The organism is Geodermatophilus sp. SYSU D00525, from assembly GCF_054050475.1.
The window spans coordinates 65544-85017 of record NZ_JBJGZK010000009.1 but is presented as its reverse complement, the minus strand read 5'-3'; the positions used below and the strand labels follow the sequence as shown (position 1 = coordinate 85017).

Sequence of the window (19474 nt, the reverse complement as noted above, 5' to 3'; positions counted from 1 at the left end):
CATGCCCACGCACATCCCGCACTGGATCGACGGCGCGCGGCGCGACGGCACCAGCGGCCGCACCGGCGAGGTGACCGACTCCGCCACCGGCGAGGTGACCGGCGAGGTCGCCCTGGCCTCCGCGGAGGAGGTCGAGGCGGCCGTCGCCGCCGCCGCGGCCGCCTTCCCGCGCTGGCGGGACACCTCCCTGGCCAAGCGCACCGCGGTGCTCTTCCGCTTCCGCGAGCTGCTCAACGCCCGCAAGCCCGAGCTGGCCGCGATCATCACCGCCGAGCACGGCAAGGTGCTCGACGACGCCCTCGGCGAGGTCTCCCGCGGCCAGGAGGTCGTCGAGTACGCCTGCGGCGTGCCCTCGCTGGTCCGCGGCGGGTTCACCGAGAACGCCTCGACCGACGTCGACGTGCACTCCGTCCGCCAGCCGCTGGGCCCGGTGGCGGTCATCAGCCCGTTCAACTTCCCGGCGATGGTCCCGATGTGGTTCTTCCCCATCGCGATCGCCACCGGCAACACCGTCGTCCTCAAGCCCAGCGAGCAGGACCCCTCCGCGGCGGTCTGGATGGCCGAGCTGTGGAAGGAGGCCGGGCTGCCCGACGGCGTGTTCAACGTGCTGCAGGGCGACAAGGTCGCCGTCGACGGGCTGCTCGAGCACCCGGGGATCAAGGCGGTGTCCTTCGTCGGGTCCACCGCGATCGCCCGGTACGTCTACGAGACCGGCACCCGGCACGGCAAGCGCGTGCAGGCCCTCGGCGGCGCCAAGAACCACATGGTCGTGCTGCCCGACGCCGACCTCGACCTCGCCGCCGACCAGGCCGTGAACTCCGGCTTCGGCTCGGCCGGCGAGCGGTGCATGGCGATCAGCGCCGTCCTCGCCGTCGGCGGGATCGGCGACGACCTGGTCGCCCGGATCGCCGAGCGGACGCGGACGCTGCGCACCGGCGACGGCCGCAAGGGCTGCGACATGGGCCCGCTGATCAGCAGGAAGCACCGCGACCGGGTCGAGTCCTACGTGGAGGCCGGCGAGCAGGAGGGCGCGAAGGTCGTCGTCGACGGCCGCCGGGTGCAGCCCGACGGCGGGGAGGACGGCTTCTGGCTCGGCCCGACGCTGGTCGACCACGTCGAGCCGCACATGAGCGTCTACACCGACGAGATCTTCGGGCCGGTGCTGTCGGTGCTGCGGGTGGACAGCTACGAGCACGCCGTCGAGCTGATCAACCGCAACGAGTACGGCAACGGCACCGCGATCTTCACCAACGACGGCGGCGCCGCCCGGCGGTTCCAGCACGAGGTGGAGGTCGGGATGATCGGCATCAACGTGCCGATCCCGGTGCCGATGGCCTACTACTCCTTCGGCGGGTGGAAGAACAGCCTGTTCGGCGACGCCCACGCCCACGGCGCCGAGGGCGTGCACTTCTTCACCCGCGGCAAGGTGGTCACCTCCCGCTGGCTGGACCCCAGCCACGGCGGGCTCAACCTGGGGTTCCCGCAGAACGCCTGAGCCCCGGGTCAGTGGTGGTGGGTCTGCCGGCCGAGGGTGTCCACGGGGGTCGCGCCGGGGCGGGTCCACTGCGGCACGGGGCGGCTGGTCGGCCCCCAGGCGGCGTTCCCGTCGGCGTCCGAGCGCCAGTACCAGCAGATCGGCGCGCCGTGCCCGCCGACCGGTGAGCCGACCTGCGGGGCCTGCGGCCAGCCGTCGGGGACGTCCTCCCACGCCTCGCGGCGGCCGTAGGGCGTCATGTCGAGCAGGCCGAGGGTCCCGTCGGCGGGCTCGTTGCCCCGGCCGGTCGTGGAGTAGGTGAGGAACACGCGGTCGCCGTCGCGCAGGTAGCAGGACAGGTGCCCCTCCTCCGTGGCGATCCACTCCTCCACCCCCCGCACCGAGTACCAGGGCTGGGTGTAGCCCATGAACCCGACGAAGGGCGCCACCTCGTCCCAGGCCCCCGAGGTCAGGACGGCGAACGAGACACCGCGGGCGTTCAGGTAGACGGCGTCTCGCAGGTGCCAGAGGTTGAAGGTGCAGCCCTCGCACTGCCCCTGGTGCGGCGCGCCGTCGTACCACATGGAGTGGTAGACGAGGAGCTCGTCGCGGCCCTGGAACAGCTCCGGGAACCGGACCGGGCCGTCGGGTCCGACGACCTCGGCCGTGCCGTCGACCTCCACCATCGGCAGCCGGCGGCGGGCCGCGGCGATGGCGTCGCCCTCACGGGTGTGCGCCTTCTCGCGCACCAGGAGCTCGTCCCGCGCGGCCTGCCAGGTGGCCCGGTCGACGACGGGCGGACGGCCGGCCGGCGCGGGAGCCGGGCGGTCCGGGGTGGTCGTCATGGCGTCCTCCGGGGGATCTCGTCACCGACGCTTCCCAGGGAGGACCCGCGCCCCGGCCGGAACTCATCGCGGACGGAGGCCCCCGCTACCGGCGGGCGCGGGCCACCGCGGCGGACAGGTCGCCGCGCCACGGGTCGCCGTGGCCGGGGACGAGCAGGTCGGCCGGCAGCGCGGCGAGGGCACCGAGGGCGTCGCGGGCGCGGTCCGGGGAGGCGGCGAAGAACCCCGGCAGCAGCTGCGGCCCGCGCACCCGCGACGTCGGGTGGCCGGTGACGAGCGCGTCGCCGGTCGCCACCACCCCGTGCCGGGGGAACAGGTAGGCGGTGTGCCCGGAGGTGTGGCCGGGGGTGGGCACGGGGACCGGCCCGCCCGGGAGGTCCAGCGGGCCGCCGTCCGGGCCGCCGTCCGAGCCGTCGCCGGGGAACGGCCGCGCCGCGGCGACGACGGGGTGCGCGGTGGCCCCGGCCCGCACGATCGACAGCGCCCACCGGGCGACCCGCGGCCGCCAGGCCCGGACGGCGACGTCGAGCGGCGTGGCCTGCTCGCGGCGCTCCCCGCGGGTGTTCGGCAGCTCGTCCGGGTGCACGAGCACGGGGGTGCCCGCCGCGAGGGCGGACAGCCCACCGACGTGGTCGACGTGGGCGTGCGTGACGAGGACGGCGCGCACGTCCTCCGGGCGGGAGCCGAGGGCGCGGACCGCGTCGGCGAGGCTCGCGGCGTCGCCCGGGTACCCGGCGTCGACCAGGGTCAGGTCGCGGCCGTCGCGGACCAGCACCCGGTTCACCGCGGTGCCCGGCACGCAGAAGACGTCCTCGGTGACCTCGTGCACCGGCGCTCCCTCCCCCACCCGGACGGTAGCGCCGCGGGGGTTGCCCGGCCGCCCGGCGGGGTGTCGACTGGCCGGGCCGTCGGAGGGAGGGAGCCGGTGGGACGTCGGACCCGGAGCGGGCTGCAGGACGAGCTGCTGCGGCTGCTGCGCCCGCCGGACCCGCGGCGGGAGCGGCTGCCCAGCGAGCGGGTCGCGCCCGCGCTGGCCGCGATCGGCGACCGGATGTCGGGCCGGCCGGCGGACGAGGTGTGCGCCGCGCTGGAGGCGGCGGTGCGGGAGGCCGGCGGCACACCCGACCGGGCGGCGCTGCGGGAGTTCGCGGCCGACATCGAGGCCGGCGACAACCCCTTCGCCTGAGGACCCCGGACGGTGGGACGCTCGGTCCCGGAGGGGCGCTCCCCCGTCTCCCCCGCCCCGGCCGAGGTGAGGCCCGATGACCGCAGCGGCGATCCGCCGGCTGACCGCGTCCGGCGTGGGGGCGTGCCTGCTGGTGGCCGGCTGCGCCGGCGACCCGGACGGGTCCCCCGCACCGGCGGCCGCCGCGCCGGCGAGCGCCCCCGACCGGCGGGACGCCACCTACACCGTGACCTGCGACGGCGTCGTGCCCGAGGGGTTCGCGGTGACCCTGCGGGACGGGTCGGCGCGCGTGCCCGCCGAGACCGGCCCCTACGACTGGTTCGAGGTCTCCCTCGCCGCCGAGACGACCGGGGACGTCGACCGCGACGGCCGGCCGGACGCCGTCGTCCTGCTGCGGTGCTCCCCGCAGCCGTCGAACGGGATCGTCGAGGAGGTCCAGGTCCTCGACGCCGACGGCGACCGGCTCGCCACGCTGCCGAGCCCGCGCACGCTGCCGCGGGCCGACGTCCTCCCGCCCGTGTACGACCCGGACGGGCTCGCGGTGGAGGACGGCCGCGTCGTCGCGGTCATGCGGGTGTACGAGCCGGGCGACACCCACGCCGGCGGCCCGTCCGGGCGGATGACGGTCCGCTGGCAGTGGGACGGCCGGGACTTCCGGCGGCTGCCCTAGGTGCCGCCGGACCCGGTCAGGCGCGGGCGAACAGCGCCCGGTGCGCCTGGCGGCCGAGGATCTCGGCGGCGAGGCCGCGCTCGGAGCCGCGGCCCTCGAGCAGGGCGGCGAGGTCGTCGCGGTCGGCGGTGGTGGCGTAGTCGGCCAGCTCGCGCTCGAGGGCGCGGCGTGACCGCTGCCACACCGAGCCGCGGCCGAACGGGGCGAGGAGGCGGGGAGCGGTGCGGGTCATGACGGTTCTCCGTGCTGCATCTGCGATCGCTGTACCGACTCCATCGTCCTCGCCCGCGGCACACCGGTGGCACTCCGGGCCTGTGAGTGTCGGCACCGTGACCGGACGCACCCGCCGGAGGGTCAGCGGCCGACGAGCGTCGTCTCGAAGTCGTAGCGGGACGCGCGGTAGACGTGCCGGCCGAGCTCCACCGCGCCGCCCTTGTCGTCGAACGCCGTCCGCTCCATCGTGAGCAGCGCCGCGCGCGGCGGCTCCTGCAGCAGCCGGGCCTCGTCGGCCCGGGCCAGGCGGGCGCCGATCCGCTGGTGGGCGACCCGCAGGTGCACCCCCTGCGCCCGCAGGTACTGGTACAGCCCACGCTCGACGAGGTCCTCCGCCGACGGGTGGAACCGGCCGGGCAGGTGGTTGGTCATCAGCGCCAGCGGCTCGCCGTGCGAGCGCCGCAGCCGGCGGACCACCACGATCTCCTCCCCCGGCGCGAGGTCGAGCTCCCCGGCGACGTCGGCCGGCGCGGGGCGCCGCTCCAGCGACAGCACCTCGGTCGTCGGCTCCTCACCGGCGCGGGACAGGTCGTCGTAGAGGCTGGTCAGCTCCACCGACCGGCGGACGTGCGGCTGGATCACCTGGGTGCCCACGCCGCGCTTGCGGACCAGCAGTCCCTTGTCGACCAGCTCCTGCACCGCGCGCCGGACCGTCGGCCGGGACAGCCCGTACCGCTGGGCGAGCAGCAGCTCGTTCTCCAGCCGCGAGCCCGGGGGCAGCGAGCCGCCGGTGATCGCCCCCTCGATGGCCTGCGCCAGCTGGAAGTACAGCGGCGTCGGGCTCGAGCGGTCGATGTCGAAGGTGAGCACGTCTGCCTCCCGGGGAGCGAGCACCGCGGGTCGGTTCGGAGCACCCGCCTCCCGCCCCCCGATGATCGCACCCCGCCGGCCGGGATCCTCCTGTCCTCCCCTCATCGGGGCAGCCGGACAACAGGATGTCCGGACAAGCAGACGTCAGCCGTAGGCGGTGCAGAACGCCGCGAGCGCCTCCTCCGGGTCGCCGGACGCCCAGCCCTCCAGCGCGACGACGCCGTCGTAGCCCAGCCGGGCCAGCGCCGCCGCGACCGCCTCGTGGCGGATCTCCCCCGTACCCGGCTCGCACCGCCCCGGGACGTCGGCCACCTGCACCTCGCCGACCAGCGGCAGCGCCCGCTCCACGAGCGCGATGAGGTTCCCCTCGCCGATCTGCGCGTGGTACAGGTCCAGGTTGAGCCGCAGGTGCGGGCTGTCCACCGCCTCGACCAGCGCGATCGTGTCCGCGGCCCGGGCGAACGGCGTGCCCGGGTGGTCCACGGCGGTGTTGAGGTTCTCCAGCGTGAACACCCGCCCGGCCCGCTCGCCGAGCTCCGCCAGCCGGGTCAGGGTGCGGGCGGCGGTCAGCCACATCGCCGGGGTCACGACGGCGGCGGGGACGACGGGCAGCCCGCGGGCGTCCAGCCCGGTGCCGTGCACGTTCAGCCGCGGGCAGTCCAGCCGCTCGGCGGCCGCCAGCGACCGCTCGGCGGTGCGCAGCAGCTCGGCCGCGCCGTCGTCGTCGGCGAGGGTGCCGGTGACGTAGCCGGTCATCGAGGAGAACGTCGCGCCGGTGGCGGCCAGCGCGTCGAGGTCCTTGCCCGTCCAGTCCCAGATCTCGACCTCGAGCCCGGCGGCGGCGATCCGCCGCACCCGCTCGGCGAACGGCAGGTCGAGGAACAGCATCTCCGCCGAGGCGGCCAGCCGGTACCGGCTCACTTCTCCACCTCGTCGGTCCGCACCGGCCGGCCCGCGCGGACCGACTCGGCCGCGGCCAGCGCGATCGCCAGCGCCGCGCGGGCGTCCTCCCCGGTGACCGGGGGCGGCGTCCCGCCGCGGACGGCGTCGACGAAGGCCGCGAGCTCGGCGGTGTAGGCGTCGGCGAACAGCTCCTGGTCGCTGCGGACGGTCTCGGCCACCCGGCCGCCGGGGCCGGAGAACACCGCGCCGGTGCGGCGGCCGTCGCCCATCGTGACCATGCCGCCGGAGCCGAGCACCTCGCCGCGGACGTCGTAGCCGTAGGCGGCCTCGAAGCAGGCCTCGGCGACGCCGATCGCGCCGTCGTCGAAGCGGACGACGACGACCGCGGTGTCCAGCAGCCCCCGGTCGCGCCAGGCGGGCTCGACCAGCGCGTCGGCGACGGCGTGCACCTCCACCGCCTGCGCGCCCGGGTGCAGGAACCGCAGCGTGTCGAAGTCGTGGATCAGCGTCTCGAGGAAGACGGTGTCCGGCTTCACCCGCGCCGGGACGAAGCCGCCCGGGTCGCGGGTGAGCGAGCGCAGCAGCCGCGGCGTGCCGAGCGTGCCGTCGTCCAGCAGCGCGCGGGCGGCGGCCCAGTCCGGGGCGAAGCGGCGGTTGAAGCCCACCTGCAGCACCACGCCGGCGGCGCGGGCGGCGTCGATGGCGCGGTCGGCGTCGGGCAGCGTCACCGCCATCGGCTTCTCGCAGAACACGTGCCGGCCGGCGGCCGCGGCGGCGGCCACGAGGTCGGCGTGCGCGCGGGCCGGCGCGGCGACGACGACGGCGTCGACCTCCGGGTCGTCCCACACCTGCGCGGCGTCGGTGTAGGCCCGGCCGGCGCCGAGCACCCCCGTCAGGTACTCGGCGGCGCCCTGCGCGGGGTCGGCCACCGCCACCAGCCGCGCGGACGGCAGCCGCCGGGCCAGGGTCTGCGCGTGGAAGGCGCCCATCCGCCCCGAGCCGAGGAGGGCGACGCCCAGCGGGCCGGCGGTCACAGGTCCAGCACCAGACGCGGGCCCGCGGCGCGGGAGACGCAGATCATCATGCAGTCGCCGGCCTGCCGCTCGTCGTCGCCGAGCACCGAGTCGCGGTGGTCGGGGGTGCCGGCGAGCACCGCCGTCTCGCAGGTGCCGCAGGTGCCCTCCGCGCAGGAGGACAGCACCCCGACCCCGGCCGCCTCCACCACCGACAGGATCGAGCGGTCGGCCGGCACGGGCAGGGTCAGCTCGCTGCGCTGCAGGACCACCTCGAACGGCTCGTCGCTGACCGGGCCGGTCCGCGGCCGCGGGGCGAAGCGCTCCACGCGCAGGGAGCGCGCGGGCCACCCGGCGACCGTGCGCTCGACGGCCGCGAGCAGCGGCTCGGGGCCGCAGCAGTAGACCAGGGTGTCCGGCTGCGGGGTGCCGAGGACCTCGTCGAGGTCGAGCAGGCCGGTCTCGTCCTGCGGGCGGACCGAGACCCGGTCGCCGTGGGGGGCCAGCTCGTCGAGGAAGGCCATCGAGGCGCGGCGCCGGCCGCCGTAGACCAGCCGCCAGTCGGCGCCGGCCGCCTCGGCCGCGCGGATCATCGGCAGGACCGGCGTGATGCCGATCCCGCCGGCGACGAACAGGTACCGCGGCGAGGGCGCGAGCGGGAAGTTGTTGCGCGGGCCGCGGACCCGCACCCGGTCGCCCTCGCGGAGGGTGTCGTGCACGTACCGGGAACTGCCGCGCCCGTCGGGGTCGCGCAGCACGCCGAGCCGGTAGGCGGAGTGGTCGGCCGGGTCGCCGCACAGCGAGTACTGCCGGGTGGGCGCCCCGTCGAGGACCAGGTCGACGTGCGCGCCCGGCTCCCAGGCCGGCAGCGGCGAGCCGTCGGCCGCGCGCAGCACCAGCTCCACCACGCCGTCGGCGACCTCGCGCTTGACCGCCACCCGCGCCGGCGCCTCGAACTCGGTGGTGGCGAGGGTGACGCTGGTGGTCCGGTGCCGGACCTCCTCCACGTGCGGGCGGCGCCCGGCGCCCCCGCCGAAGCCGATCGGCAGGTTCTTCCAGACGTACATGTTCGGCGAGCTCGGGTAGAAGGTGGGCGCGCCGGCGAGGGTGTACTCGCCGAGCACCGGCAGCGCCTCCTCCAGCGCGATCCGCGCCTCGAGCCGGGCCAGCGGGGCGCCCAGGCAGCCGTGCACGCCCTCGCCGAAGCCGAGATGGCGGCCGCGGGGCCGGGTGACGTCGAAGGTGTCGGGGTCGGGGAACTGTCGCTCGTCGCGGTTGGCCGCGCCGGTCACCAGGACCACGCGGCCGCCGGCCGGGATCGTGACGCCGTGCAGCGTCACCTCGCGCGAGGTGGTGCGGGCGGTGAGCTGCAACGGGGTGATCAGCCGCAGCGCCTCCTCGACCGCGGCCGGGATCAGCGAGGGGTCGGCCTGCAGCAGCGCGCGCTGGTCCGGGTTCTCGGCGAGCAGCGTGAACAGCGTCCCGGTCAGCCCGGCGGTGGACTCCACGCCGCCGAGGAACAGGATCATCATCAGACCGCTGACCTCGGACTCCGTCGTCACCCGCTCCGGCACGAACGGCACGCCGTCGACCTCGGCCTGGACGAACCGCGTGACCAGGTCGTCGCGGGCGGCCCGGCGGCGGTCGTCGAGCAGGTCGATGAAGAACTGTTGGACGCCGGCGGTGGCCGCCCGCGCGACCGGGGTCAGGTGCGGGGTGCCGGGCACGCGGTCCTTGAGCTCGTGCGTCCAGTGCTCGAGCTGCTCGCGCCGCGCCTGCTCCAGCGGGTCGGGGTCGTGCCGGCCCGGCAGCCCCATGAGGTGGAAGAACACGTCGAAGGGCATCGGCCAGGCCAGCTCCTGGGCGATGTCGACCGTGCCCCGGCCGCCGCTGCCGCGGTCCCGCCAGGTGCCCACCAGCTCGCGCACCACCGCGCGGATGCCGTCCTCGAGCGCGGCGATCCGGCGCGGCAGGAAGTAGGGCTGCACCACCGAGCGGACCTGGTCGTGGCGGGGGTTGTCCATGCTGCCGATCGACCCCGGCGGCACCTGCTCGAGGCGGCTGTCGTCGATGTCCATGCCCTCGAAGCTGCGGAACGTGTCGGCGTCCAGGGCCGCGGCGCGCACGTCCGCGAAGCGGGTCAGGACGTACCAGCCCCAGCGCTCGCTGTGCCACACCGGCGCCTCGTCGCGCATCCGGCGGTACAGGCCGAAGGGGTCGGACGTGTAGAAGTCCGGCCGGAAGGGGTCGTAGTCGAGGGTGGCGGCGGGGGCTGTGGCGGTCTGGGCCATGGCGGTCTCCGCGGTCGGGAGCAACGAGGCTTGAAGCGCTTCAAGCGTCAGGGGTGACCCGGGCCACTGTCAATGGTTTGTCAGGTCAAACCGGCGGCGCCGCGGTCGTCCCCCGGACCACCAGCCGCGGGGGGACGACGACCTCGCGGTGCTCCGTGCGTCCGCCGTCGAGCCGCTCCACCACCGCCGCGACCGCGTGCCGGACCAGCTCGCGCGACTCCTGGCTGACGGTGGTCAGGTCGACGTGCGCCAGCCGGGACAGCGGGCTGTCGTCGTACCCCACGACCGAGACCTCGCCCGGGACGGCGACGCCGGCGCGCAGCAGCGCGTCGAGCAGGCCGACCGCCGAGGCGTCGTTGTAGGCGACGACGGCGGTCGGGCGCTCCCCCGGCCCGAACAGCGTCCGCGCCGCCCGCGCCCCGGCCGCCTCGCCGTGGTCCCCGGCCACCACCCGCAGGTGCCCGTCGAGACCGTGCCGGCGCATGGCCTCGCGGTAGCCACGCCGGCGGGCCGACGCGATGACCCCCCGGCCGCCGTCGACGTGGACGATCCGCCGGTGCCCGAGGGCGACCAGGTGGTCGACCGCCAGCGCGACACCCTCGTCGTCCGCGGCCCGGACGACGTCCACCCCGGCGGAGGGCACCGGGCGCCCGACGGCCACCACCGGCAGCTGCCGGTCCAGCGCCCCGAGACGGGCCGCGGGCGCCTCGGGGCCGAGCAGGAGCAGCGCCTCGCACCGGGAGTCGAGCAGCGTCTCGACCGCGCGCTCCTCGTCGCGGGTGCGGGTGACCGTGCTGAGCACCAGGTCGTAGCCGTGTTCCTCCGCGGCCTCGTGCAGGTCCTCGACCAGCTGCGCGTGGAAGGTGCTGCGGACGTCCATCAGGACGCCGATCAGCCGGCTGCGCCGCCGGGCCAGCAGGCTCGCGGCGCGGTCGGGGCGGTACCCGAGCCGGGCGGCCGCTCCCAGCACCCGCTCCCGGGTCGCGTCGCTGGGCCCCGGGGCGCCGCGCAGCACCAGGGACGCCGTGGCCGGGGACACGCCCGCCTCGGCGGCGACGTCCGCCAGCCGCGGGCGGCGCACCGGCTCCTCCACGCTCAGGACGACCACCCGCTCCCTTGACACGACCCGGCTCCGCTGTTGTGATCGGCATCCCTATTGAAGCGCTTTAGCGACCCGCGGGTGGTGCCGTCCCCACCGCGCCGGCGCGCCACCTCCCCGGCTCCGCCCCCGCGCCGCCCCCGCCCACCCCACGAGAGGGGACCAGCGATGTCGCAGCGGCCGCTGTCCGCGGCGGTGATCGGTGCCGGGATGGCCGGCCGCAGCCACGCGGCCGGCTACCGCCAGGCGGGCACCGTCTTCGGGGAGGGCCTCCCGCCCGTCCGGCTGGCCGCGATCGCCGACGCCGACGCGGAACTGGCCCGCGACGCGGCCCGCCGCTACGGCTACGAGCGGGCGGTGTACCGCTGGGAGGACGTCGTCGAGGACCCCTCGATCGACGCGGTCAGCATCGTCCTCGGCAACGCGCTGCACCGGCCCGTCGCCGAGGCGGCGGTCGCCGCCGGCAAGCACGTGCTCTGCGAGAAGCCGCTGGCCGGGTCGATGGAGGACGCGCGGGCCATGGCCGCCCTCGCGGCGGACGCCGGCGTGGTCACCGCGGTCGGCTACACCTACCGCCGCTCCCCCGCGATCGCGGCCATCCGCGAGCACGTCCGCGGCGGCGGGCTCGGGGAGCCGACCCTGTTCAGCGGCCGCTACTGGTGCGACTACGCCTGCGACCCCCGCAGCCCGATGAGCTGGCGGTTCCGCGGCGGACCCGGCTCGGGGGCGCTGGGTGACGTCGGGGCCCACCTGATCGACGCCGCCGAGCACCTCTGCGGGCCGATCACCGCGGTGTCCGGCGGCGCGCTGACGACCCAGGTCCCGCGGCGCCCGCTCCCCCTGAGCAGGGTCGTCGGGCACGGCACGGCGCCGGTCGGCGACGAGGTCGGGGAGGTCGAGAACGAGGACACCGCCGTGTTCACCGCGCGCTTCGCGTCCGGCCTCGGCGGCTCGTTCTCCGTGTCCCGCACCGCGTTCGGGCTGCCGAACGGGCTCGCGTTCGACGTGCACGGGCTCGCCGGGCGGGTCGCCTTCGACGCCCACCGCCCCGCGGAGTACCTGGTCGACGACGCCCAGCCGGAGGCCCGCACCCGCGGGGCCCGCCAGGTGGTCGTCGGGCCGCAGGCGCCGTACTTCCACGGCGGCTACCCGATGGAGGCCCCCGGCGTCGGGATCGGCAACCAGGAGGCCTTCACCTACCAGTGCCGGGCCTTCCTCGACCAGGTGGCCGGGACCCCCGACCCGTTGCCCGCCAACGCGTCCTTCGCCGACGCGCTGCACACGATGGAGGTCATCGCGGCCGTCGTCCGGTCCTCGGGGGCCGGCGGCGCCCCCGTCGACGTGGCCGTGCCGGACCCCGCTCCGCCGGCCGCGGCCGGCGCCCCCGCCGTGCCGGCGCCTCCCGCCTGACCTCCTCCGTGACCGGACGACCCGGGCGCGACGACCGGCACGCGACGACCGGCACGCGACGACCAGGAAGCGACGACCAGGAAGCGAGACCCCCGTGGCCCTCAAGCTCGGCGCCTACACCGCCTGCCTCCACGACCGCCCCCTGTCCGACGCCCTCGACGTGCTGCAGGCCGACGGGCTGACCTCCGTCGAGGTCAACACCGGAGGCTTCATCCCCTCCCCGCACTGCCACGTCGACCTGCTGCTCGCCTCGGAGCGGGCCCGGCGCGACTACCTGGGGACGTTCGCCTCGCGCGGGATGGAGCTGACCGGGCTCAACTGCAACGGCAACCCGCTCAACCCGCTGCCCGGCGTCGGCCCGGAGCACGCCGACGACCTGCGCCGCACCATCGAGCTGGCCGGACTGCTGGGCGTCCGGAACGTCGTGACCATGTCGGGCACCCCCGGCTCGGACCCCGCCGCCCGCTACCCGTCCTGGGTGGTCAACCCGTGGGACGACGTCTACCTGGACGTCCTGGACTACCAGTGGGGGGTGGCCGAGGAGTTCTGGCGGGAGATCGACGCCCTCGCCCGCGCCCACGACGTCCGGGTGGCCCTCGAGATGCACCCGCACAACCTGGTCTTCTCCCCCGTCACCCTCGAGCGGCTCGTGGAGCGCACCGGCGCCACGAACGTCGGCGCCGAGATGGACCCCTCGCACCTGATGTGGCAGGGCATGGACGTCGTCGCGTGCATCCGGCGGCTCGGGCCGCTGGTGTTCCACGCGGCGGCGAAGGACGCGGAGATCACCCCCGGGGTCGACGTCCGCGGCGTGCTCGACACCTCCTTCACCCGCGTGCCGGCCGACGCCCCGGACACGGTGCCGACCGGCATCGGGTACCGGTGCTCCGCCTGGCCCGAGGACCCGGCGTGGCGGTTCGTCGCCGTCGGCGTCGGCCACGACGTCGGCTGGTGGACGGAGTTCCTGCGGGCGCTGGCCGAGGTCGACCCCGACATGGCGGTCAACATCGAGCACGAGGACGCCGCCCACGACCGCCTCGGGGGCCTCGCCCTCGCCGCGGAGAACCTCCGGGCGGCCGCCGCTAAGCTGTAGCGCCGGGTCAGCCCCCGGCCGTGGGCGGCTCGGGCCGCAGCCGGGGCCGGGGTCGCAGGGCCGGCGGCCACGTAGCAGGCGTCGATCAGCCGCATGGTGGTGACCGCGTCGTCGACGCCGACGGGAGACGACGCGCCCTCACGCATGACCGGCGCCGCCGTCCGGCCCGGGGGCGGACGGCGGCGCCGTCGCCGGGTCAGCGCTTGAGCTCGTGCGAGAGCTCGGCGAGCTCCTGACCGCCGGCCATCTCGGTGGTCAGCTGCTCGAGGGTGACCTCCGAGCGCTTCTTGTCCAGCACCCGCCGGCCGAGCTTGAGGATGACGAAGTGGTCCCCGACCAGGTAGGCGTGGTGCGGGTTGTGGGTGATGAAGACGACCCCGAGACCGGCGTCGCGCGCCGCGGCGGTGTACTTGAGCACCACACCCGACTGCTTGACGCCCAGGGCCGCGGTGGGCTCGTCGAGGATCAGCACCCGCGCGCCGAAGTACACCGCCCGCGCGATGGCCACGCACTGGCGCTGACCGCCGGACAGCGTGCCGATCGGCTGGTTGATGTCCTTGACGACGATGCCCATCTTCTGCAGCTCGGTGTCGGCGATCTCGCGCATGGCCTTGATGTCCAGGGGCGCCATCGGGTACTTGCCCTTGCGGATCTCCGAGCCGAGGAAGAAGTTGCGCCAGACCTCCATGAGGCCGACCACCGCCAGGTCCTGGTAGACGGTGGCGATGCCGGCGTCCAGCGACTCCCGCGGCGAGCTGAAGCGCCGCTCCTGGCCGTCGACCCGCAGCGTGCCCTCGGTGTGCGAGTGCAGCCCCGAGATGATCTTGATGAGGGTGGACTTGCCGGCGCCGTTGTCCCCGAGGACGCAGGCGACCTCCCCGGCGTTGACCGTCAGGTTGATGCCCTCCAGGGCGCGGATGGCGCCGTAGGACTTGCCCACGCCTTCCATCTCGACCAGGGGCGTGCCCTTGGCCAGGTCCTGGGCGGCGTGCTCGGCGATGGTGTCGGTCACGTCGTCATCTCCTCTGGGCGGCGTAGTTCTTGATGTAGAGGTTCACGAGCACCGCGAGCAGCAACATCACGCCCAGGAAGGTGCGGAACCAGTTGGGGTCCCAGCCGGCGTAGACGATGCCCTGGGTGGTCATGCCGAAGATGAAGGCGCCCAGCGCGGAGCCGACGGCCGAGCCGTAGCCACCGGTCAGCAGGGCGCCACCGACGACGGCGGCGATGATGTAGATGAACTCGTTGCCGACGCCGAGGCCGGCCTGCACGGTGCTGAAGTTGAACAGCAGGTGCATCCCGAGGAACCAGGCCAGGAACGAGACGCCCATGAACAGGCCGATCTTGACCTTGCGCACCGGGACGCCGACCGCGCGGGCGCTGGCCTGGTTGCCCCCGGCCGCGGTGATCCAGTTCCCGGTGCGGGTGCGCAGCAGCAGCCAGGTGCCCACGGCCACGAACACCAGCCACCACAGCACGGTGACCTTGAGCGTCATGAAGCCCAGGTCGATGTCGCTGGCGAAGACCGCCTTGGCGGCGCCGAAGCCGTCGATGTTGCTGGTGTTGGGCGTGGCGACCGTGCCGGTGACCAACTTCGTGACGCCGAGGTTGAGGCCCTGCAGGATGAAGAAGGTCGACAGCGTGATGAGGAAGCTGGGGATCCCCGTCCGCACCACCAGCCAGCCGTTGACGAACCCGATCGCCAGGGCGATCAGCAGGCTCACCACGACGCCGACCCACATGTTCAGGCTGAACTGGTAGCAGATCATCGCGGAGGCCAGGGCAGCGGACACCACCATGACACCGGCGGACAGGTCGAACTCGCCGCCGATCATCAGCAGGGCCACGCCGACCGCGACGATGCCGATGGTCGAGGAGGCGTAGAGGACCGTCGCCAGCGCCGGCAGGGTCCGGAAAGGCGCGGCGACGGCGTAGAAGAAGGCGAAGATCACGATCGCCGCGGCCAGCGCCCCGATCTCGGGACGGGCGAGGACGCGGGACACCATCGATCGTTCGGCACGGCCCGGTGGGGTGGCCGGGGGTGCGGTGGACGGCTTCGCCGCCACGGATGAGCTCATGGCGTGCTCCAGACTCGGGAGGGCGGGGTGGGAGGAGCCGGTCACGCGACTCCTCCCCAGCGGGCTACCGGGTGTTGTTGTTGGCGTACTCGACGATCGGGCCGATGTTGGTCTCGTCGACGACGGACGGTCCGGTCAGGACCGGCCCCCCGCCGCCGATGTCGTTGCCGTTGGTCAGGTTCAGCCACAGCGCCGTCACGGCCATGTAGCCCTGGACGTAGGGCTGCTGGTCGACCGAGAACAGGATGCCGCCGCTCTCGATCTGCTCGGCCACGTCGGCGTTCAGGTCGAAGGTGACGACGGAGGCCTGGCTGCCCGAGTCGGCCTTCGCCTGCTGGGCGGCCAGGGCGATGTCGGCGCCGAGGGTCACCACGTTCGCGATCGAGGGGTCCTGCTGCAGCTTGGCGCCGATGGTCTGCTGCACGGACGGCAGGTCGTCGCCATCGACGTAGAGGATCTCGGTGTCGGGGAAAGCGGTCGTCACCCCGGCACAGCGTGCCTCGAGTTGCACCTGGCCCTGCTGCTGGATCACGCAGACGGTGTGGCCGGGGTTCTCCTGGGAGATCTTGGTGCCCACGGTCTGCCCGGCCAGGTCCTCGTCGGAGCCGAAGTACATGCCGACGCCGTAGTTCGTGTAGTCGTTGATCCCGGCGTTGAAGGCGACGACCGGGATGCCGGCGTCGACCGCCTGCTGCACCTCGGGCCCGATGGCGTCAGGGGTGGGCAGTGTGGTCGCCAGCCCGTCCACTCCCTGGTCGATCGCGTTCTGGATGAGCGTCGTCTGCTCGCCGGCGTCCTGGTTGTTCGAGTAGTTCAGCGTGATGTTGTGGTTGGCCGCGGCCGCCTCGGCACCGTTGCGGATCTTGTCCCAGAACGTGTCGCCCGGCGCCTCGTGGGTGACCATCGCGATGGTGTAGCTCTCGCCCTCGGCGGCACCGCCGCCACCCTCGTTCTGCGCGCCACCCTCGCTGCTGCACGCCGTCGCGACGACGACCGTCACGCTCACCGCCACCGCCAGCCGCAGCGACCGTCGGGTCCTCCTCATGGGCGTCTCCTCGTCGGGATGGCCACCCTGCTGGCGGCCGTCGGCCGGTCCGGCTGGGATCCCCGCACCCGGCGGGACGTCCTAATGTCCGGACATAGTGACAAGGGGAATGTGACACGGGCCACCCCGAGCGTCAAGGCCCCTGGGCCCTGCCGGCGGGCACGGGGCCGCCCCCGACCGCGGCCCCGGGGACCGCCACCCGCGCCCCGCGGGCGGCGGACCCGGCGATCGCGTCGAGGACGGCCGCCGCCCGCACCGCGTCGTCGAGGGTGGCGCCGTGCGGCGCGCCGGTGGCGGCCGCCAGCAGCGCGTCGCGGGCCTCGACCACCTTGAGGTCGTCGAAGCCCATCGGGTTGCCGGGTCCGGGCTGGAAGGCCGCGTACTCCCCCGCCCCGGGACCGACCAGCACGGTGGCGACGGGCTGGTCCTGCGCGAGCGGGCCGCGGCTGACCTGCAGCTCGCCCATCCGGCGGAAGTCCCAGGCCAGGCGCCCGGCGCTGCCGTGCACCTCGAAGCCGTAGGCGTTCTGCTCCCCCGCCGCCACCCGGCTGGCCTCCAGGGTCACCCGCGCGCCGGAGGACAGCCGCAGCAGCGCGGCGACGTGGTCGTCGTTCTCCACCGGCCCCGGGACGCCGCCGGCCGCCGTGGCGTGTCCCGACGTCGGCCCGGCCGGGCGGGGCCGCTGCGGCACGAACACCGCCGTGTCGGCGAGCACGGACACGACCTCCTCGCCGAGCAGGTGGCGGACCAGGTCGACGGCGTGCGAGCCGAGGTCGCCGAGGACCCCGCTGCCGCCGCGCGCCCGCTCGTACCGCCAGGTCAGCGCCCCCTCCGGCGCGGCGGCGTAGTCGCTGAGGAAGGCGACGCGGGCGTGGGTCACCCGGCCGATCTCCCCGGCGGCGAGCACCTCCCGCGCCAAGGCGACCGCGGGCACGTTGCGGTAGCTGAAGCCCACGACGCCCTGCACGCCGGCCGCCGCGGCCGCCCCGGCCACCGCGCGGGCGTCGTCAGCGCCCAGGCCGACCGGCTTCTCGATCCACAGGTGCCGGCCGGACTCCGCGACCGCGACGCCGATCTCCCGGTGCAGCCAGTTCGGGGCCGTGACCGACACGAGCTCCACCCGCGGGTCGGCGAGCACCTGCTGCCAGTCCGCGGTCGCCGTGGCGAAGCCGTAGCGGGCGGCGGCGGCCTCGGCCCGGCCGGGGACGTCGTCGGCGACGGCGACCAGCCACGGCACGGCGGGCAGGCCGGCGAAGTGGTGCCCGACCCGGGTGTGGGCGCGGGCGTGCACGGTGCCCATCCAGCCGAACCCGACGACCGCGACCCCGACCGGACGCCCGTTCCCCCGCCCGTTCCCCGGCCCGTTCCCGCCCACGGCACGCCCCCTCGGCCCCGTGCGTGGGAGCGAGCGTAGGGCCCGGACCGGGCGGCGGGGACCCCCTCCGCGCGGCCGGCCGGGACCGTCCTAGGAGCGGAAGAACAGCCGGACGGTGGTGCCGGCCGGACCGGTGCGGACGGCGGCGTCGTCGGCCAGGCTCCAGGCCAGCCACATCCCCCGCGCGCCGTCGGCGGGGTCGGGGGGCACGTAGCCGAGCGTCTCGTCGGTCAGGCCGGGCCCGCCGTCGGACACCTCGACGACGAACGCGTCCCCGTCGGTCCAGGTCGCGAGCTCCGCGAAGGGCGCGGCGCGCAGCGCGTTGACCAGCACCTCGTGGGCGGCCAGGACGACGTCGCCCAGCCGCGCGCGGCGGCCGGCCGGCAGCAGCAGGCTGAGCGCGCGGCGGGCCTGCGCCGGCGACGTCACCGGGACGACGGCCGCGCCCGCGGGGCGCCGGGTCCAGGGCGGCTGGACCGTGCGGAGGAAGTCGGCCGGGTCCTCGTACGCCGGCTGGGGCGCGGGGGCGGCGCCACCCCAGGTGAGCGGGTGGGTGCGGGCGACGGCCGCGAGGACGTCGGCCGGCAGCCGCTGGGCGTCGTGCAGGCAGAGGCTGTAGTACGGCATCGCCTCGTAGCAGCGGTTGGCCACCGCCTCGAAGCGGCTCCACTCCCGCCCGTCCTCGCGGGCGAGCCACACCGGCTCGGCGGCCAGCCGCCAGCTCGGCGCCTCCGCGCGGAGGGCGCGCAGGTCCCGGTCGTAGGCCTGCAGCGTGCCGTGGCCGCCGCGCCACCAGGTCTCGGCGGCGGCGAAGACCGCCAGCCGGCCGAGGTCGGTCCCCAGCTGCCCGGCGAGCAGGCTGCGCACGCGCTCGCCGGCGACGACGAGCACCGGCTCGTCGCGGCGGAACCCCTCGAGGACGAAGGGCACCACCCGCTCGACCAGCTCGGCGTCGGAGGAGAACACGAACCCCTCGTGAGCGAACCCGGTGCCGTCCCAGTCGCCGGTCGGCCGCATCCAGGTCACGGCTGCTCCGGGGCGAGGTCGAACAGCTCCAGGCAGCGGCGCACGTTCCGGCGCGCCCCCACCGGCTGCAGGTCGATCCCGCGGGCGGACAGCTCCTGCGCGGCGCCGGCCAGGGCCCGCGCGCCCGCGACGTCGAGGAAGTCCAGGTCGGTGAGGTCGAGGACCAGCTCGCCGGGGGTGTCGCCGGCGACGTCGACGAGGGCGGTCGCCACGTGCGCGGCCTCGGTGAGGTCCACCTCGCCGTGCAGGGACAGCCGGGGTCCGCGGCCGGAGAGGTGGGCCAGCGGCTGCCGATCGCCGAGGTGCTGCAGCGGGTGGAGGACGGCGACCGGCGCGAGGGCCTCCAGGCCCACCGACGCGTCGTACAGGCACAGCGCGGTCATCGGGACCGCGCCCATGACCTCGTCGGCGAGCTGCTCGTAGGCGTGCAGCAGGCGGCGGCCGGAGCGCCCGCCGCGGATCAGCTCGGTGACGTCGGCGGCCACCCGCAGGCCGGTGCGCCCGCCGGCGAGGGCCTCCTGCGTCGCGGCGCGGTAGTGCTGCGCCTGCTCGGCCGGGGCCAGGCCGCCCGCGGAGGTGTAGCTGTCGCCGGTGACCTGCACGTCGAGCCGGCCGTCGGCGAGCAGCTCGTCCCGGTGGGGCAGGCCGGACACCGCGGCGAGCAGGGTGGGCCGCGAGGGGCCGACCAGCACCAGCTGCTCGTCGCGGCGGCGCCCCTCCTCGAGGAAGGGGACGACCGCGGCGGCGAGGTCGGCGGGGCCGCCGAAGGACCAGCAGGCGTGGTCGCCCGGCCGCAGTCCGGTCGGGCCGTCCAGGCCCCGCGGCACGGTCACGCCCGCGACGCTACCGACCCGGGTGCCCGATGTCAGGCCCTCGGACGGAT

19 protein-coding genes are annotated in these 19474 nt (G+C 75.5%); 5 read left to right on the top strand and 14 right to left on the bottom strand.

What is annotated here, in order from left to right:
• The first annotated feature begins 1 nt into the window (after nucleotide 1).
• Nucleotides 2-1495 (top strand): CoA-acylating methylmalonate-semialdehyde dehydrogenase, encoded by a 1494-nt coding sequence (locus ACI796_RS10115; RefSeq protein WP_456941097.1) that lies wholly within the window; start codon nucleotides 2-4, stop codon nucleotides 1493-1495.
• Nucleotides 1496-1503: 8 nt separating this feature from the next.
• Here the strand turns inward: ACI796_RS10115 and ACI796_RS10110 are convergent, their stop codons facing one another.
• Both ACI796_RS10110 and ACI796_RS10105 read right to left on the bottom strand, forming a co-directional pair.
• The gene (locus ACI796_RS10110; protein ID WP_456941096.1) at nucleotides 1504-2319 is read right to left on the bottom strand and encodes a DUF899 family protein; all 816 of its coding nucleotides are present in this window, start codon (nucleotides 2317-2319) and stop codon (nucleotides 1504-1506) included.
• An 85-nt stretch (nucleotides 2320-2404) separates the two neighbouring features.
• Nucleotides 2405-3148: an MBL fold metallo-hydrolase gene (locus ACI796_RS10105; RefSeq protein WP_456941095.1), complete on the bottom strand. Its 744-nt coding sequence runs from the start codon at nucleotides 3146-3148 to the stop codon at nucleotides 2405-2407.
• Between the two features lie 96 nt (nucleotides 3149-3244).
• Between ACI796_RS10105 and ACI796_RS10100 the strand changes: the two genes are divergently transcribed.
• Both ACI796_RS10100 and ACI796_RS10095 read left to right on the top strand, forming a co-directional pair.
• Nucleotides 3245-3505 (top strand): hypothetical protein, encoded by a 261-nt coding sequence (locus ACI796_RS10100; protein ID WP_456941094.1) that lies wholly within the window; start codon nucleotides 3245-3247, stop codon nucleotides 3503-3505.
• Between the two features lie 76 nt (nucleotides 3506-3581).
• Nucleotides 3582-4175: a hypothetical protein gene (locus tag ACI796_RS10095; protein ID WP_456941093.1), complete on the top strand. Its 594-nt coding sequence runs from the start codon at nucleotides 3582-3584 to the stop codon at nucleotides 4173-4175.
• A 16-nt stretch (nucleotides 4176-4191) separates the two neighbouring features.
• Here ACI796_RS10095 and ACI796_RS10090 read toward each other — a convergent pair whose 3' ends face one another.
• The 6 genes from ACI796_RS10090 to ACI796_RS10065 all read right to left on the bottom strand — a co-directional run bounded on the left by ACI796_RS10090 (nucleotide 4192) and on the right by ACI796_RS10065 (nucleotide 10588).
• Nucleotides 4192-4407: a hypothetical protein gene (locus tag ACI796_RS10090; protein ID WP_456941092.1), complete on the bottom strand. Its 216-nt coding sequence runs from the start codon at nucleotides 4405-4407 to the stop codon at nucleotides 4192-4194.
• A gap of 122 nt (nucleotides 4408-4529) precedes the next feature.
• A complete protein-coding gene (locus tag ACI796_RS10085; protein ID WP_456941091.1) occupies nucleotides 4530-5258 on the bottom strand; it encodes a GntR family transcriptional regulator in 729 nt (242 codons plus the stop codon).
• Between the two features lie 144 nt (nucleotides 5259-5402).
• Complete coding sequence (locus ACI796_RS10080; protein WP_456941090.1) at nucleotides 5403-6179, bottom strand: TIM barrel protein; 777 nt, start codon at nucleotides 6177-6179, stop codon at nucleotides 5403-5405.
• Nucleotides 6176-7195 (bottom strand): Gfo/Idh/MocA family oxidoreductase, encoded by a 1020-nt coding sequence (locus ACI796_RS10075; RefSeq protein ID WP_456941089.1) that lies wholly within the window; start codon nucleotides 7193-7195, stop codon nucleotides 6176-6178. The genes ACI796_RS10080 and ACI796_RS10075 overlap by 4 nt, the downstream gene beginning before the upstream one ends.
• A complete protein-coding gene (locus ACI796_RS10070) occupies nucleotides 7192-9465 on the bottom strand; it encodes a cytochrome P450/oxidoreductase (RefSeq protein ID WP_456941088.1) in 2274 nt (757 codons plus the stop codon). The genes ACI796_RS10075 and ACI796_RS10070 overlap by 4 nt, the downstream gene beginning before the upstream one ends.
• An 85-nt stretch (nucleotides 9466-9550) precedes the next feature.
• Entirely contained in the window at nucleotides 9551-10588 is a 1038-nt protein-coding gene (locus ACI796_RS10065; RefSeq protein ID WP_456941087.1) for a LacI family DNA-binding transcriptional regulator, read from the bottom strand.
• Nucleotides 10589-10732: 144 nt separating this feature from the next.
• Here ACI796_RS10065 and ACI796_RS10060 point away from each other — a divergent pair, with 144 nt between their 5' ends.
• Nucleotides 10733-11974, top strand: coding sequence for a Gfo/Idh/MocA family protein (locus ACI796_RS10060; protein WP_456941086.1), 1242 nt, complete (start codon nucleotides 10733-10735; stop codon nucleotides 11972-11974).
• A 94-nt stretch (nucleotides 11975-12068) separates the two neighbouring features.
• Nucleotides 12069-13067 carry a sugar phosphate isomerase/epimerase family protein gene (locus ACI796_RS10055; protein ID WP_456941085.1) on the top strand — a complete coding sequence of 333 codons (999 nt, stop codon included), beginning with the start codon at nucleotides 12069-12071 and terminating at the stop codon, nucleotides 13065-13067.
• A 196-nt stretch (nucleotides 13068-13263) separates the two neighbouring features.
• On the opposite strand, the gene ACI796_RS10050 is transcribed toward ACI796_RS10055, so the two are convergent.
• The 6 genes from ACI796_RS10050 to ACI796_RS10025 form a co-directional block, all read right to left on the bottom strand.
• Nucleotides 13264-14079 carry an ATP-binding cassette domain-containing protein gene (locus tag ACI796_RS10050; RefSeq protein WP_456941084.1) on the bottom strand — a complete coding sequence of 272 codons (816 nt, stop codon included), beginning with the start codon at nucleotides 14077-14079 and terminating at the stop codon, nucleotides 13264-13266.
• A gap of 4 nt (nucleotides 14080-14083) precedes the next feature.
• Nucleotides 14084-15145 (bottom strand): ABC transporter permease, encoded by a 1062-nt coding sequence (locus tag ACI796_RS10045; RefSeq protein WP_456941083.1) that lies wholly within the window; start codon nucleotides 15143-15145, stop codon nucleotides 14084-14086.
• Between the two features lie 64 nt (nucleotides 15146-15209).
• Nucleotides 15210-16190: a substrate-binding domain-containing protein gene (locus ACI796_RS10040; protein WP_456941082.1), complete on the bottom strand. Its 981-nt coding sequence runs from the start codon at nucleotides 16188-16190 to the stop codon at nucleotides 15210-15212.
• A gap of 133 nt (nucleotides 16191-16323) precedes the next feature.
• Entirely contained in the window at nucleotides 16324-17565 is a 1242-nt protein-coding gene (locus ACI796_RS10035) for a Gfo/Idh/MocA family protein (RefSeq protein ID WP_456941081.1), read from the bottom strand.
• A gap of 90 nt (nucleotides 17566-17655) precedes the next feature.
• The gene (locus tag ACI796_RS10030) at nucleotides 17656-18582 is read right to left on the bottom strand and encodes an anti-sigma factor RsbA family regulatory protein (RefSeq protein WP_456941186.1); all 927 of its coding nucleotides are present in this window, start codon (nucleotides 18580-18582) and stop codon (nucleotides 17656-17658) included.
• Nucleotides 18583-18587: 5 nt separating this feature from the next.
• Complete coding sequence (locus ACI796_RS10025; protein ID WP_456941080.1) at nucleotides 18588-19424, bottom strand: MEDS domain-containing protein; 837 nt, start codon at nucleotides 19422-19424, stop codon at nucleotides 18588-18590.
• Nucleotides 19425-19474 lie beyond the last annotated feature (50 nt).